Origin of the sequence: Adlercreutzia caecimuris B7 (genome assembly GCF_000403355.2) — a bacterium.
Lineage (GTDB): Bacteria > Actinomycetota > Coriobacteriia > Coriobacteriales > Eggerthellaceae > Adlercreutzia > Adlercreutzia caecimuris.
The window spans coordinates 912,894-929,173 of record NZ_KE159646.1 but is presented as its reverse complement, the minus strand read 5'-3'; the positions used below and the strand labels follow the sequence as shown (position 1 = coordinate 929,173).

The 16,280-nt window shown below is 66.9% G+C and carries 1 protein-coding gene (only partly in view); it reads left to right on the top strand.

Annotation, left to right across the window (positions count from 1 at the left end; all coding sequences use genetic code 11):
- Window positions 1-16,280: the final stretch of a PASTA domain-containing protein gene (locus C811_RS07830; protein WP_022926450.1), read on the top strand. The gene continues 58,453 nt to the left of window position 1, outside the view; the window shows 16,280 of its 74,733 coding nt (coding positions 58,454-74,733); its start codon lies off the left edge, out of view; its stop codon occupies window positions 16,278-16,280.

Genomic DNA, 16,280 nt, shown 5'->3' with positions numbered 1-16,280 from the left:
TGAAGCAGTGGTACTGGGCCCCGGTGGACGCCGCCGGTGCCGAGGTGGACGCCGCCGATGCCGACCACTACGAGTGGAAGCAGAACAAGAAGTTCGGCAACGACCTGTACACCCAGGCCGAGCACGGCTCCGACGCCGCGGCCAACGAGGGCGTGGCCACCGACACCCTGGCAACCATCCCCGGCTCCACCTGGGATGTCACCGAGGGCGGCATCTGGGTGCTCACCTCCGACGGCAAGACCGTGACCGACAACGGCGACGGCACCACCACCGAGACGGTGGACGCCGCCAAGGTGGGCCAGTACCTGTTCGACAAGCTGCCGACCCGCTACGTGCGCGCCCATAAGGGCAACGAGCTGGGCACCGAGTACTTGGCCGGCTACACCGTGGAGGTGCTGGGCAATGTGAACGGCGCCTCGGTGAAGCAGCCCGATCAGCGGGCCCAGGCTGTGACCGGTCTGCCGGCCACGCTCGTCCAGCAGCGCACCGACGCGGACACCCGCGACGACGACGTTCTGAACAGCCAGGCGCTGTCCCAGACGGTCTCGGCCACCGTGGATAAGAACGGCGACGCCAACGGCAACTACCGCCTCGTGTGGGGCGAGCAGACCGAGCAGTCCGCCTACGGCGAGGCTGCCGAGGGCGGCACGCTGCCCTTCACCAAGCACACCATGGAGGGCAAGATCGTACTGGCCGGCGTGGCCGAGGCCAACAGCCCCGCTGCCTCCACGGTGACCGCCACCACCTCCGACAACGCCGCCGAGCCGGGCAAGGCCGTGGCCTTCGACTGGAACATCGGCCGTGACGAGCTGAACCTCGACGGCGGCTTCGGCGCCTACGAGACCGGCAAGATCACCGGCACCGTGTTCCAGGACAAGAACGTGGACGGCTTCTACAGCGAGAAGGACATCTACGACCGCCTGACCCAGGACAAGCCCGTGGCAGGGGAGACCCTGCAGCTGGCCCAGTGGTTCTTCGTGCCCGCCGGCGATACGCTGGCCGACGGCCGCGATACGGCCCAGGCCCTGAAGGCCGCCGGCTACGACTTCGACGAGTCGGCCACCGATGACGGCACCTGGTTCAAGTCGAAGAACTTCAGCTACCGCACCCATGTGGGCGATCTGCCGAAGGTGGACGAGACCGATAGCGAGGGCAACACCACCTCCCAGACCGTCACGCTGGATCCGCGCATCGCCGTGGATGCAGCCGGTTACTTCGAGGGCGCGGTGTCCGGCGCCGATGGCACCTACCTCTTCGACGAGCTGGTGAGCTACGTCTACGTGGACGAGCTGGCCGGCGAGGGCGATGCGTTGGTGCTCTCCGACGTGCAGCCCTACTTCCCGAACCGCAAGCACGTGAACCTGCCGGTGGGCGAGGTGACCGTGGGCGGCGCCGCGACGGCCGACGAGACCGGCGAGGGCGAAGGCGAGACCGATGGCGAGGGCGTCGAGGGCGGCGACGGCGAGGGCGAGACCGAGCAGCCGACCGACCCCGATACCCCCGAGGTCCCCGAGCCCGAGACGGGCGAGGGCGTGACCATGGACGCGGTGGATACCGACGCCGACCCGCTGGCCCTGGCCGCGGCCCAGGTCACGCGCGACCATATCTACATGACCGCCTACCGCGTCTCCCTGGACGAGGTGGAGCCCGACTACGCGCTCACCTTCCCGCAGGAGGCCCTGAACAACGTGGCCGAGAACGTGGCCCACGATATGGGCATCGACAACGACTCGGATGCCCTGCGCACCGACGGCAACGTCGTGGAGCTGTTCGAGGAAGTGCGCGGCGAGGCCAACGACAAGCTGAAGAAGGTGACGGTGAACAACGCCGACGGCACCACCTCCGAGGTGCGCACCGACGGCTATGTCATCGTGGCGGCCGAGTTGACCGACAAGCGCGGTACCGCGGCCGGCGGCCAGTACCAGACCGGTGACGTGGCCGGTAAGGACAACGGCGCCGTGGTGTTCTACAACGGCAAGTTCTACGACGTGCCCCGCTGCGCCGACGAGCCCAAGCGCGGTGGCGACGCGGGCCTCGTGGAGCTGCTGAAGGCCAACATCTCCGGCCGTGTGTGGGACGACCGCAACTACGACGGCCTGCAGGCCACCAAGACCGAGGTGGTGGACGGCAAGGAGACCACCGTGGTGGATACCGCGGCCGAGCCCGGCATCCCGAACGAGGAGCTGCGCCTGACCCAGTGGATGTACGTGCCGACCAACAAGTGGGCCAGCTTCGCCCGGGATCACACCGATCTTGTGGCGGCCTCCTTCGGTCTGACCGAGGGCATCGGCACCGATGCCAACGGCAACGGCAAGCTCGATAAGGAAGAGATCGTCGACGCCGACGGCAACCCGGTCACGGCCATCACCCAGGGCGTATGGATCCGCAACACCCTGTTCGGCGAGGAGCGCTACACGGCGCTGACCACCACCGACGAGGACGGCAACAAGGTACATAAACCTTATATGACCGATTCCCGCTACCTCGGCAACGGCGTCGTTGCCGTGGATACGAGCGACGGCACCAAGACCGCTTCGGGCGAAGTGATCGAGCAGGGCGTGTACCTGTTCGATAAGCTGCCCACCGTGGCCGTGGTGCAGAACGTGCGCTCCGATGAGTTCTACCTGGCCGCCTACCGCGTGGAGATTCCGGCTATGGAGAACACCGAGGCCCTGGATACCGTGGACGGCTCGGCTGCCGACACCTGGCTGCTCACCCGCCACCGCGCCACCCAGGAGATCGGCAACGCCGATCTGGCCTCCTCGAAGCTCGACTCCGACGTGCGCGATCTGGACGGCCGCGACGGCTACAAGGACGGCGCCTACGAGAAGGAGCAGGGCTCCATCGGCATCGCCGGCGGCTACATCGTGTCCCAGCAGAACGACGAGATGGACACGACGAAGAACGAGCCCCTGGAGCGCCAGAACAAGGGCCAGGTGATTCTGGCCACCCTGGTGACCGATGACAACCCCGGTAACGACAACACCACCGAGGACGTCGACCAGGACAACAACATGTGGGGCAACAAGGTCGAGTACGACTGGATGCTGGAGCTTCCCGACGGCACCGCCATGCACCACGGCGGTGACGTGGGCGAGGTGCGCCCGCCGTACCAGACCATCACGGGCCGGGTGTGGAAGGACGAGAACAACGACGGCCTGCAGGGCGACTACACCGATGCCGTCACCGGCGCCGTCCAGGCCGAGCCCGGCGTGAACGACGTGCGCGTGTCGCTGGAGCGCTACTATATGGTGGCCGACGAGGCCGGCGCCGCTTGGACATGGGATACCCAGTGGGCCGAGAAGCGCCCCGCCGACTACACCGACAAGGTGCAGGCGACCACCTCGCCCATGACCCCGGCTGTGGCCAAGAACTGGGCCAAGGGCGCCGACGGCACCTGGACCTACGACGCGATGCCCTATGCTAACGTGCAGACGGCCGCGGTGAACGGCGTGGACGGCACCTACGTCTTCGACAACCTGAAGAGCTCCGACCGCCGCGACGTGGACGGCGATGGCACCGACGAGATCGTCATCTACGGCTACAAGGTGCGCTTGACCGACGACGAGTTCCGCGCCCGCCACATGCTGGCCGCCAACTGGCACGAGGGCGACGACTACACCATCGACTCCGACCTGAACTACGCCGACGGCTACCTCATGGAGGACGACGAGTACGCGGTGCTCCTGAATGTGGAGGATGCCGACGACTACGTGAGCGGCGACGAGAACGCCGACAACGCCACGCGCAACGTCGAGGTGTCGGTGGCCTCGCAGCCCTCCAACGTGGTGTCCGCGGCGAACTCGCAGAACCCCAACCAGAACACCCGCGACCGCTACGACCGCATCCCGACCCCGGTTGCCACCGACGCGCCGGCCACCCTGCGCTACGATTTGGCCAAGGGCGCCGACCGCGCCTTCAACGACGCGGGCGTCATGGACATCCCGAAGCACCACATCTCCGGTTACCTGTGGCACGACGCCAACTACGACGGCGTGTACAACTTCGACGGCAACGACGCCTCCTTCACCGTGGGCGGCGCCGACTACACCGAGCGCGGCATCGTGGGCAAGAAGGTCGTGCTGAAGCAGTGGTACTTCGTGCCCGAGACCGCCGACGGCAAGCCCACCGGCAACGGCGGCGAGTGGGTCCAGGTGAAGAACTTCACCAACGTGGACCTGCCGGCCGGCGGCGACGGCGCCGGTGACGGCGACGGCGACAACACCGGCTCTGGCACCGGCGACGGCACCGTGGCGGCGCTCGTGGCCCGTGTGCTGGCCGTGGCCCGCGACGCCGCGACCGGCGAGGTGGAGTGCTCCACCCTCACCGAGGCCGCTGATGCCCCCGGCACCGACGACGGCCACTACGACGGCTGGTACTGCTTCGACAACCTGCCGGTGTACGTGGCGGTGGATGGCGTGGAGTACCTGGCCGGCTACACCGTGGAGGTTGCCGGCGGCGCCGCGGCCGACGAGCTGAACGTGCCTGTGACCAAGGTGGAGGAGCTCTCCGTCACCGGCCAGATCACGCCCGCGACGAGCGAGAGCGACCGCGAGAAGATGCCCCATGAGTCGGTGTCCCACATCGTGGGCGACCAGCTGCTGGCCACCGACGCGGTGACCTACACCGACGACGCGGCCACCCACACCGCGGTGGATACCTACGCCAACGAGAACTACCCGCTCGGCTGGCAGGGCCTGACCGGCCAGGCGCCGACCATGTTCGAGAACGACGAGACGACGGCCACGAACGTGTCCAACTCCACGCTCGACGGCATGATCGTGCTGGCGGGCAACACCACGAGCTACACCCAGGACGACAACTATAAGGTCGATCAGGTGCGCGACGGCGTGACCGTGTCCTTCGACATGGCCACCGGCCGCGACGAGGAGCGCCTCTCCGGCGGCTTCGGCTACTTCGGCGTGACCGAGGTGTCCGGCACCGTGTGGTTCGACGCCGACTTCGACGGCGTGAACGAGGCGGCCGCTGCGGCCACCGACGGCGACTACGCCATCGAGGGCCAGGACGTGGAGCTGACCCAGTGGTTCTACCTCGACGGCACGAGCACCGTGGAGACGGTTACCGAGGGCGAGGGCGACGATACGCGCACCTACGAGAAGGTGACCTTCACCGCGAACGCGAAGAAGAACAACAAGGGCCAGGTCCTGCGTGCCCAGAAGGTGTTCACGGGCGAGAAGGACTACGAGATCGAGATCGTGGACGGCGGTGCCTGGATCAAGAACCCGGCCTTCGGCGACGCGGTTGTCGACGAGGAGAGCGGGGCTGTGGCCGGCCGCACCGGCTTCTACACGATGAAGACCGATGCCGACGGCGCCTTTGCCTTCAACGAGGCCAACACCGCCGGTCTGCTGCCCTTCGTGCAGTTCGACGCCGAGGGCAACCCGCTTTCGGCCGGCGACCCCGCCGCCACCGACGACATGCTGGCCATCGCGTCCTATCGCGTGACCGAGCCGAGCCTGCCGGCGGGCTGCGTGCTCACCGTGTACCACAACGGCGACGCTGCCTCCTCGCCGGTGTGGGCCACCGATGCCGACTCCGATGCCAAGCGCGACGTGAAGCGCTCGGCGATGGTGGACGGCTACGACACGCCCATCGTCACCAGCTACCCGCAGTTCACCGCTGCCGGCGAGCAGGACGACAAGGGCTTTGCGACCGACAGGGGCTTCATCCTGACGGCCGACGCCTCCACCCGCGACGACGGCACCGCCTTCGCCAACACGCCGTACCGCACGGTCGTGAGCGGGGTGGACTACGACGTGGCCTACCAGGTTGAGAAGCGCCAGCATGTGAACACCGGCCTGTTCCGCGTGCCCACCTCCCAGATCACGGGTATCGTGTGGGACGACACCGAGAACGACGACAACACCGCGCCCAACGGCGTGCGCGACGAGGACGAGAAGGGCATCGCCGGTCAGACGGTGCTGGCCACTCAGTGGTATTACGTCCCGGCCAGCTCCGCCGCCTTCGCCCAGATTGACACCTCCAAGGGTGCCGGCGTGGTCGAGTGGGTGGCCGCCGACGGCACGAAGACCGTGGCCGCCGAGAGCAGCTCCGCTCCCGCAGGTTGTGTGGGCGCTTGGGTGCAGAACATCGGCTTCGGTTCCGACTGGGTGACCACCAAGCTGGTCATTCCCACGCCCGATTTGGGCGCCGACCCGCTGCCCCCGGTGCGCGTGCCGGTGGTGACCGGAAGCGAGAACCGTGCCGACAAGCACGACAAGCCCGCCGTGGTGGCTGTGAAGACCTACGCGGCCGGCGCGGCCGTGAAGCTGGCCGCCGACGGCACCGAGGTGCCCGTCGAAGACGGCGAGTACGTCTTCGACAACCTGCCCACCGCCGTGGTGAAGTACAACACCGCCACCGGTACCGACGAGTACTTCCTGGCCGCCTACCGTGTGGAGCTGGCCGCCACGAAGAACTACCTGCGCGACGGCTACGAGAAGGACGTCCAGGACCCGTGGCATCTCACGAGCGACAACGAGGGCGACGACCTGACCGTTGACTCCAACGCCGTGGCTGGCGAGACCGACGACTTCAAGGCTGCCAACGCGGGTGTTGCCGGCAACGCCGACGAGCTGGCCATCACCGATGCGGCCGTGAAGGCGCTCTACCACAGCTACCCGATCATCAACCGCTACAACGCGGACGGTTCCGTGCGCGCCAACGACGGCCAGGTCATCCTGGCCGAGGTCCGCACCGCCGACTCCGCCGGCCTGGCCGCCAGCTTCTCCGAGGTGCCGGTGGCCAACGCCATGGACACCGCCGCCGGTACTACCTACCAGTGGACCCACCCGCTTGCGACCGAGGTGGCCGGCGACGTGGGCGAGGTGGCCCCGGCCTACCGCGCCATCGGAGGCTATGTCTGGAAGGACAACGCCTACAAGGACGGCGTGTACTCCCTGACCAAGGGCACCTACCCCGATCCCGACTCGCCCACCGAGATGCTCGAGCTGGACGGTCCCGAAGAGGGTCGCGTGGGTACGAACATGTATCTGCGCCAGTGGTACTTCGATCCGGACAACCTGAACCCGGCGAACAACACCAACTGGTGGCCGACGAAGGAATACGACACGGATCGCAACAACGAGGACGACTTCGTCTTCCGCAAGACCCAAACCCAGGCCAAGAACGACAAGCACGAGAACGGCTACTATGAGTTCGACGAGCTGCCCGTGCGCGTGTTCGTGAATGGCAAGGAGTACCTGGCCGGCTACACCGTGGCCATCAAGGGTAACCTGGCCTTCAAGCCGGGCAAGTACGAGATGCACACCACCTACGATACGTCCCACGTGCCGACGGGCACCTCGGATGCCGAGGCGAAGAAGATTACCGACGTGTGGAACTCCAAGGGCCTGTCCAACGTGAACGCGGGCGACCCGAACGAGTACCGCTACGGCCTGAACACCTTCCCGCTGAAGCGCGAGGACGCCTACTCCTCCAACGGCGATGTGCATACCCTTGACTCCATCCTCGTGCTCGCGGGCTCGTCGACCGACGACGTGGCCGGCAAGCGCACGAGCGGTACCCAGTACCAGGTGGGCTCCGAGGGCAAGAACCTCCCGAGCGATGCCGCGAGCACCAAGGTGTCCTTCGACCTGACCTTCGGCAAGAACGAGACGCGCATCAACGGCGGCTACATCATGCCGCCCGCGGCGCCGGTCATGGGCTACATCTGGAACGATGCCAACTACGACGGTATCCGCCAGACCGATGTGACCGATGAGAACGGCAAGGTCGTCTCGAAGGGCGAAGAGGGCATCGCCGGCGTGCGCATCCGCATCACCCAGTACTACCTCGATGCCGATGGCACCTGGAAGCGCACCTTCGTCACCGCCGCCGACGGCACCACGACGCTGGCGCCGGTTACCGAGTGCGTCACCTCCAACGGCCAGGATGGAAGTGGTCTGGAGAAGGGCCAGTACAAGAGCGAGGAGGTTCCCACGAGCTTCCAGCCCGACGCCAACTCCGACACCGAGTACCTGTGCGGCTACACCGTGGAGGTGGTCGGCCTGCCCGATAACGCGACGCTGACCCGTCCGCACGTGGCAACGCTCGACGACCAGGCCGGTTACGACACCGAGTCCGACATCTATCGCGGCAGCCACTTCGGCACCGGCGATGGTTCCCAGTCCGGTTCCTTCCCGCTCGTGAACCGCTTCATCGATCCGAAGGATCCGGTGGACGGCGCCGCGACCGGCGTGCCGGCCACCCGTGCCGACGGCATGGTCATCATTGCCCGCGAGAAGCGCGCCTCCTCGACCAACGAGAAGACGCTCAAGGTCTATGACGGCGTGACCTACGACATCGACATCAACGTCCAGGTGCAGCGCGGCGGCGACGCGGGCCTCGTATTCGTGCCCCGCACCTCCATCACGGGCTTGATGTGGGACGATTCTTATCAGCCCCAATCCGACCCGATCCGCGACCGCGCCGAGCACCTGCGCTCCTACGACGGCATCTTCCAGAGCGCCTTCGAGGAGGGTCTGCCCGGCCGTACCGTGGGCCTGACCCAGTGGGCCTACGATCGCGACAACAAGCAGTGGAACCGCGTCTCCACCTTCGACGGCGACATTCGCTGGACGGAGGAGACCGACGAGGAGACCGGCGCCAAGAGCTGGAAGCAGACGATCACCCCCAATGGCAAGCAGATGCGCACCGCCATCACCGGCTCGGTGGGCTATGACGAGCTCGGCGCGGTGGTGACGAACCTGAACAAGGGCACCTACGGCTTCGACAACCTGCCGAGTGCCGTGGTGGATGCCGGCGCGATCCAGGCGACCGACGTGTCCATTGCCGCCGTGGCCGGCCAGAAGCTGTTCAGCGACTCCTACGCGCTGGCCAGCTATCAGGTCGAGATCGACGGTCTGGGCGGCGGCGCCACCGATTCCGACGGCAACGGCGACAGCTGGATGCTTACCCGCTACCATGTGGGCACCGACATCACGGTGGACTCCGATGCCGAGAACCTCGACCGCAACGGCGCCGCGCAGCTCGCCGGCGGCGCGGGCCGTATCGTGACCGACCGCACGAGCGTGGTGGCCACCGACGGCTCCATCGTGGAGGGCACCCGCACGGCTACGGGCAACGTGGGCAACGCCAACGGCGGCCGCATCGTGGTGGCCAGCGAGGGCGTGAACGAGGGCGAGGGCAAGACCAAGCTCGCCTACAGCTCCGACTACGCCACGGTGCCCATGGCCCAGCTGCTGGCCGGCCAGGCCGGCGAGGCGGCCTACGACTGGCTGACGGTGGATACGGGCGAGAAGCTCGTGAACCAGTGGACCGCCGAGAACGGCAACATCATCAAGGAGTTCGCTCCCTACAATATCCCGCTGGCCGGCGGACATGTGGGTGCGGTGCATCCCACGCGCCAGTCAATCAGCGGCCTTCTGTGGAACGACGTGAACAACGACGGCATCCAGCAGCGCGACGAGGCGCCGGTGGACGGCTACGAGGTGGCGCTGGACCGCTACTACTTCGACGGCACCCAGTGGGTACGCGACACCGAGAAGTGGGCTGAGGGCGGCACCGCCGATGCGGCCGTGACCACCACGGGCCGCACCCTCATGGAGCGCGGCACCGACAAGTCCGTGCTCGAGTGCGAGCTCGGCGAGACGGTGGAGAACGAGGCCGGCTCCGACAACCTGTACCGTGCGGGCACCTACCGCTTCGATAACCTCGAGACCTCGGCCCTGCGCACCGTGAACGGCAAGAACGTGTGGGTGGTCTACGGCTACAAGGTGCGCGTGACCGAGCCGTCCGTGACCGAGGAAGCCGACTTCAAGGCCAAGCTGCACGTGAAGGGCACCGTGGAGAACCCGGTCGACTACGAGCACGACTCCGACCTGGCCGCCGACAACTACCTGACCGACAACGCGGCCAGCGAGATGATCGTGCTGCTGGAGACGGTGGACGTGAACGGCAACACCCCCGACGGGCTGACCTCGCATCCCTCCAACATCGTGTACGCGCCAGTCTCCCACAACGCCGACCAGACGCCGAACTACGAGCGCGACGAGGACGGCAACATCGTGGTGGACGAGGCCACCGGCGAGCCCAAGACCGTGCCGGTGATGACCAACGGCGCGGGCCTGGTGGCCTACGACCTCATGATGGGCGCCAGCCGCGACCACAACGACGGCGGCATCATCACGCCGCCCACCTACGCCATCGACGGCTTCGTGTGGGAGGACGCCGACTACGACGGCCTGTACAACTACAACACCGAGGTGCGCACCACGCTCACCAAGGACGGCAAGAAGGTCACCGAGGACTTCATCGAGCGCGGTTACAACGGCAAGCAGGTCGTGCTGAAGCAGTGGCTGTACAACGCCGCCACGAAGACCTGGATCCAGAACAAGTCCTTCGGCAACGACCAGAACGTCATGGCCGCGGGCAAGGCCGACGGCATCGCCGATGCCCAGGCCTCTACGCTCAAACCCGGCGAGACCGCCAGCCTCACCCACACCATCCCGAACTCCACCTACCTGGGTGCGGGAAAGGTGGCCGTGCTGACCGGCGACAACGACGACCTCGTCGCCGAGGGCAACCTGGGCGGTCATGAGGTCTCGGGCTACTACGTCTTCGACAAGCTGCCCACGGCCTACCGTATGTGGAACGCCGCGACGAAGAAGTACGACTACCAGCTGGTGTCCTACACCGTTGAGGTGAACGGCGAGAAGACCGACGAGGGCATGAGCTCGCTGCTGGTGACCAGCTTCGAGGCCCAGTCCACGGCCCACGACGCCGTGAACTCCCGCGTGCAGCCCATGGTGACCGACGAGGACAAGGCCGCCAGCAACCCCGACGACAAGATGGAGGAGGTCTGGAACCGCTACGAGACCAACTTCTACCCGGTCTTCCTCGATGAGGAGAACATCCAGACCGGCACCGAGGAGCACCACGGCGACGGCTGCGGCATCACCGATTACGAGTGCACGGCCGTGGAGGGCGAGGTTTCCAAGAACAACGCCGCCTACCGGGTGGTGCTGGCCGGCGTGGCCGATGAGGCCACCATCGGCCGCCAGGGTGCGAAGGTGCCCGGCTTCAAGGCCACAGTGGACGAGGTTGAGGTGGATGTCGAGGCTGCCTACGACTTCGCCATCGGCCAGGATCAGAACGCCATGAACGCCGGCTTCGTGCCGCCCGACCGCTCCAGCTTGGTGGGCCAGGCTTGGTACGACGAGGACTACGACGGCGTGAACAACTCCGGCACCACCGACGACCGCTTCGATACCGAGGACCGCGACGAGACCGAGGAGGGCGTGGAGGACCTGCGCGTCATCCTGACCCAGTACTACTTCGTGCCCACCTACGACAACTTCGGCCACCAGCTTCTGGAGGACGAGGACGGCAACGTCTTCTACCTCGACCGCAACAAGATCAGCGCCGATCATCCCCAGGGCGAGCTGCGCCTGGTGGATGCCCGCGGCGGCAACATCGTGGTGGGCGCCGGCGATAAGGTGTACCTGGTGCGCTCCGGCCGCACCTACGACTACGACGCCTTGTACGCCGCCGGCGTGCGCGAGCTGAAGGACTCCGGCTACTGGGTGGAGAACACCAACTTCGCCGGCGGCCGCACCTACAGCGAGGATGACGACGCCACCGAGCCCGACACGGGCGACGGCTCGGGCGACGGCACCGAACCCGGTACGGGCGAGGGCGACGGCACCGAACCCGGTACGGGCGAGGGCGACGGCGCCGGCAACGGCGGCGAGGAGGCCGAGGGCGCTTCTGAGGTGGCCCGTGCCGCCTACGGCGAGGCGCGTGCCTTCGCCGCCCCGACGGCCCAGCCGACGGCTCTGGCCGACACCACCACCGTGGTGAATCCCGGCGACGGCTCCTGCACCGCCGATCACACGGCGCTCGTCGCGACGGGCAACGGCGACGGCACCCACAACGCCGTGTGCTCCGACTGCGGCTACGAGGTGACCAACGAGGAATGCGCCGACGCCGACGGCGACAGCCGCTGCGATCTCTGCGGCGACTGCCTGCACGTGGCCACCACCGCCACCGACAACGGCGACGGCACCCACAAGCGCACCTGCGACGGCTGCGGCGCCGAGACCGTGGCCTCCGAGGCCCATATCGACACCAACGCCGACGGCAAGTGCGACGGCTGCGGCGCCGATGTGTGCAAGCACGCCGACGTCGAGTACACCGACAACTTCGACAACACCCACAAGAAGGTGTGCAAGGTGTGCAAGGAGGAGCTGTCCGCCGCCGAGGCCCATGTGGATGTGAAGAAGGAGGACAACGGCCGCACCGACGGCAAGTGCGACCTGTGCGGCGGCATCGTCATCGACGGCCACCAGCTGTGGACCCTCACCAACGACGAGGGCATCTACGAGTTCGACAACCTGCCCGGCTACGTGCTGGTGGGCGACAAGGTGAACGGCAAGGACTCGGCAGGCAACGAGACCACGCCGGCCCGCCCGGGCGAGAACATCAAGTACGTCTACCAGCCCTACGGCGTGGCCAACGCCGCGGGCACGGCCCTGTCCACCTCCGATCTGAAGGTGCTGTGGAACCGCACCGTGTCGGTGAAGATGATCCAGTCCCTGAGCGCCGAGGACATCATGTCGCTGTCCCAGGCCCAGAAGGACGCCATCGCCGCCGACGAGGCCCTGACCCGGGCCCTGGAGGAGCGCAAGGCCGCCCTGGATCTGGCCGCGCCCGACTTCACCATGGCTACCCCGTATCTGACCGGCTACTCCATCAAGGTGGTGGACGACTCCGGCGAGTACGTGGCCAGCCGCTTCCACGTGGCCGGCGCCGAGACGGGCGACAACTCCGACCTCACCTCCTTCGAGTCGTCGCTGACCGACAACGTGAACGACGACGACAAGGCCAACGAGGTGTACGCCGTGGTGGCCGAGAAGGTGGATGCCGACGCCGATCTGGACGGCGGCATCCTGTCGAGCGCCTACGCGGTACGCTACCTGAAGACCAACTACGACCTGGCCAACCGCATGTACTACAAGCGCGCCTTCGACGCCGGCCTGACCAAGAGCCTGCCGGTGCTCATCGACGGCGACGTGTGGAACGACGTGGATTCCGACGGCAAGATGGGCGAGGCCGAAGAGGGCATCGAGGGCGCGGTCATCCGCCTGGTGCGCTACTGGTACGACGATTCGGGCATGGGCTACTGGGAGCCGAAGCCCGGCGACACCTCCGGCGACGGCAGCTTCGAGACCTCGGGCCTCGATAAGGAGACCTACGACAAGATCGTGGCCATGGCCGATCCGTTCAAGGTGCCCGACAATGCTCCGGACATGACCGATGCCGAGGTGAAGGCGGCTGCCGACGAGATGATCGCCTGGATTCGCCAGCTGCTCGACGACGTGAAGGCCCTGCCCGAGGGCGACGAGCAGACGACGGCGGTGCGCCTGGCCCTGACCAAGCTGAATGTGCTGTACCAGAACCACAAGACCTTCGTCACCAGCTACGCCGAGTCGACGGGCACCGGCGACGATGCCGCCGACGAGCTCGTGATCTTCACGGCCTACAGCGATGTCCAGCGCGACCTGTCGCTCATGCTGGATGCCGAGACGCCGGAAGAGGAGAAGGGCGTGTGGAGGCGCGACTACACCTTCACCCAGAAGGATCTCTACGATCTGATGGGCAAGCACGACCTGTCCAAGGACGGGCTGGGCGAGCACACCTACCTGCCCCTGTCGCCCACCGATGCTCTGGCTGTGGCCGATGAGGACGAGAAGTACTTCGACCAGAACGGCTACGAGTACATCCCCGGCGCCGGCTTTGCCACCACCGATGCCGACGGCCACTGGGAGTTCATGGCCTACGGTACCGGCGTGCATCAGGCCACGTCCGATTCGGCGGCCTTCAAGGTGCTGTTCGCCTACCGTGCCGAGGTGGTGAGCTATCCGGAGCCCGAGGCCTACGCGCCGACGCTCCAGCATGTGGAGGATACCATCGACGACACCGTCAACTCCGACTTCGACGATGAGACCGACGCCCTGCGTCCCAACATCGCCGACGCGGCCGGCCATAAGGGCGACTACACCCTGCCGTCCTACCTGGAGGAGGCCGGGCGCAAGGCCGGCGACCTCTTGGTGCTGACCACGCTCGCCGATGAGACCGAGTCCGACTCTTCGAAGACCGTGGGCGCCTACGCCACCTTCGATTCGCAGGTCAACCGCGATCCGGAGGCCTGTACCCACGAGGACGGCGATGGCGACGGCTTCTGCGATGCGTGCGAGGAGTGCATGCACGTGAAGACGGACGGCTTCTGCACCGATCCCGACTGCGACCATACGTCCGACTGCTGCGCGAAGGCCGTGGATCCCGACTGCGAGCACATCGACGACGTCGACAAGCTGGGCAACGCCGGTGCCGACGGGTTCTGCGACGAGTGCGGCGGATGCATGGCCCACGGCGTAGACGACGACGGCGACGGCATCTGCGATACCTGCGCGATGTGCCTGCACAAGAAGGAGAACGGCTACTGCGTGGAGCCCGCGTGCACCCACGTGGGCGAGTGCAAGCGCCAGGAGGCCACCGACGAGGAGACCACCCAGATCTTCAAGAACGGCATGCCGGTGACCTTCGCCGTGGCCTCTCCCTCCGACTGGAGCGAATCCACGGTGTCCGAGATCCTCGCCTGGCTGGAGACGGCCACGGCCGAGGACCTGGAGTCCATGAGCGAGACCTACCACGACGCCATCTTCGGCAAGCAGGTGACCAACGCCGCCGGCGAGAAGCTGTACAACAAGGTGGTGGGCGAGGATGCCAACGGCGTGCCCGTCACCCAGGAGACCACCGATCCGGGCACCGAGGAGAACCCGAACGCGCCGATCTACGACGGTTCGGGCGTCCCCGAGCTCTACGACGCCTACCAGAACCGCGTAGCGGAGCTGGAGGGCGACAACATGTGGTCCGACATCAACTGGTTCAGCTCGCTGCACCACAACTACGGCCTGTTCCGCATCGCCCAGGCGCACATCGCCGGCATCGTGTGGCAGGACGACAACTACGACGGCGTCCAGGATGCCGGCGAGACCGGGCGGATCGCGAACGTGCCCGTGAGCCTGAAGCGCTACTGGTACTCTGCCGACGGCTGGAAGCTGGACGAGACGTTCACCAAGACGGTGAGGTCCGCCGCCGACGGCTCGTGGATCTTCGACGATCTGGATGTGGCCGGCAAGCGCGTGGTCAACGGCAAGGAGACCACGGTGCTCTACGGCTTCGAGGTGACCGTGGACGACCTGCCGGCCGGCTACGGCGTGACCCATATGAACAAGGGCGCCCACGATGTGGACTCCGACCTGAACGAGGATACCAAGCTCCTCGATCCGGCCGATCCCCACGGCGGCCTCATCGTGCTGGCCCATCCCTCCGATCGCTCCGATCTGGTGGGCAACGGCGCGGCGTACCTGGCCGGCCCGAACGGCACCACGTGGGTCATCTCCATGGGCGTCGACTCCGACTACAACGACACGGGCCTGGTGCCCTACCGCACCGCCACCATCGCCGGCGTGGCCTTCAACGATCCGGAGGCCGATGGCCTGAAGGACGAGACGGCCCAGCCCATTGCGGGCATGACGGTGTACCTGGAGCGCCAGGTGCTCGCCAGCGCGGCCATCGGCTTCAACGGCGCCTCCTACACGCCCACGGCCCTGGCGGCCATCTCCGGCCAGAAGGTGAAGTCCGAGGGCACGTGGACCGAGGTCGCCTCGCAGGAGACTGACGTGAACGGCGCCTACCGCTTCGAGGGCCTGCCCATGGTGGACGAGTCGCTGCAGCCCTATATCTACCGGGTGCGCTCCACCATGCCCCAGGCCGGCGAGTTCGTGCCCATCAACGCGGGCCGCGACGACAACAACGACTCCGACTGGGGCGAGGCGGCCGGCCAGGTGCTCGGCACGGGCACCGTGGGCATCACCCCGGCCATGGCGGTGCTCGGCAACTTCACCGCCGTGCGCACCACGCCCAACGCCTACGGCCACAAGTTCAACCTGCTGGCGGCCTACGACTGGACGCCCGAGGTGGGCCGCTCGGTGGATCTGGGCATGACCGGCGTCGATCCGAACAACCCGTTCGGGCCGCCCAGCGACAGCTGGAAGACGCTGGTGTTCGAGACGCCGTGGGGCACCAAGGTCTTCTACGTGAAGCTCCCGCAGACCGGCGACGAGCTGATGCTGTGGATGTTCGGCCTGGCCCTCGTGGGCGCCGCGGCCCTGCTTTTGGCCCTTCTGGCCCGCCGCCGGGAGGAAGAGGAGGAGGAAGCCGCCCAGGCCTAG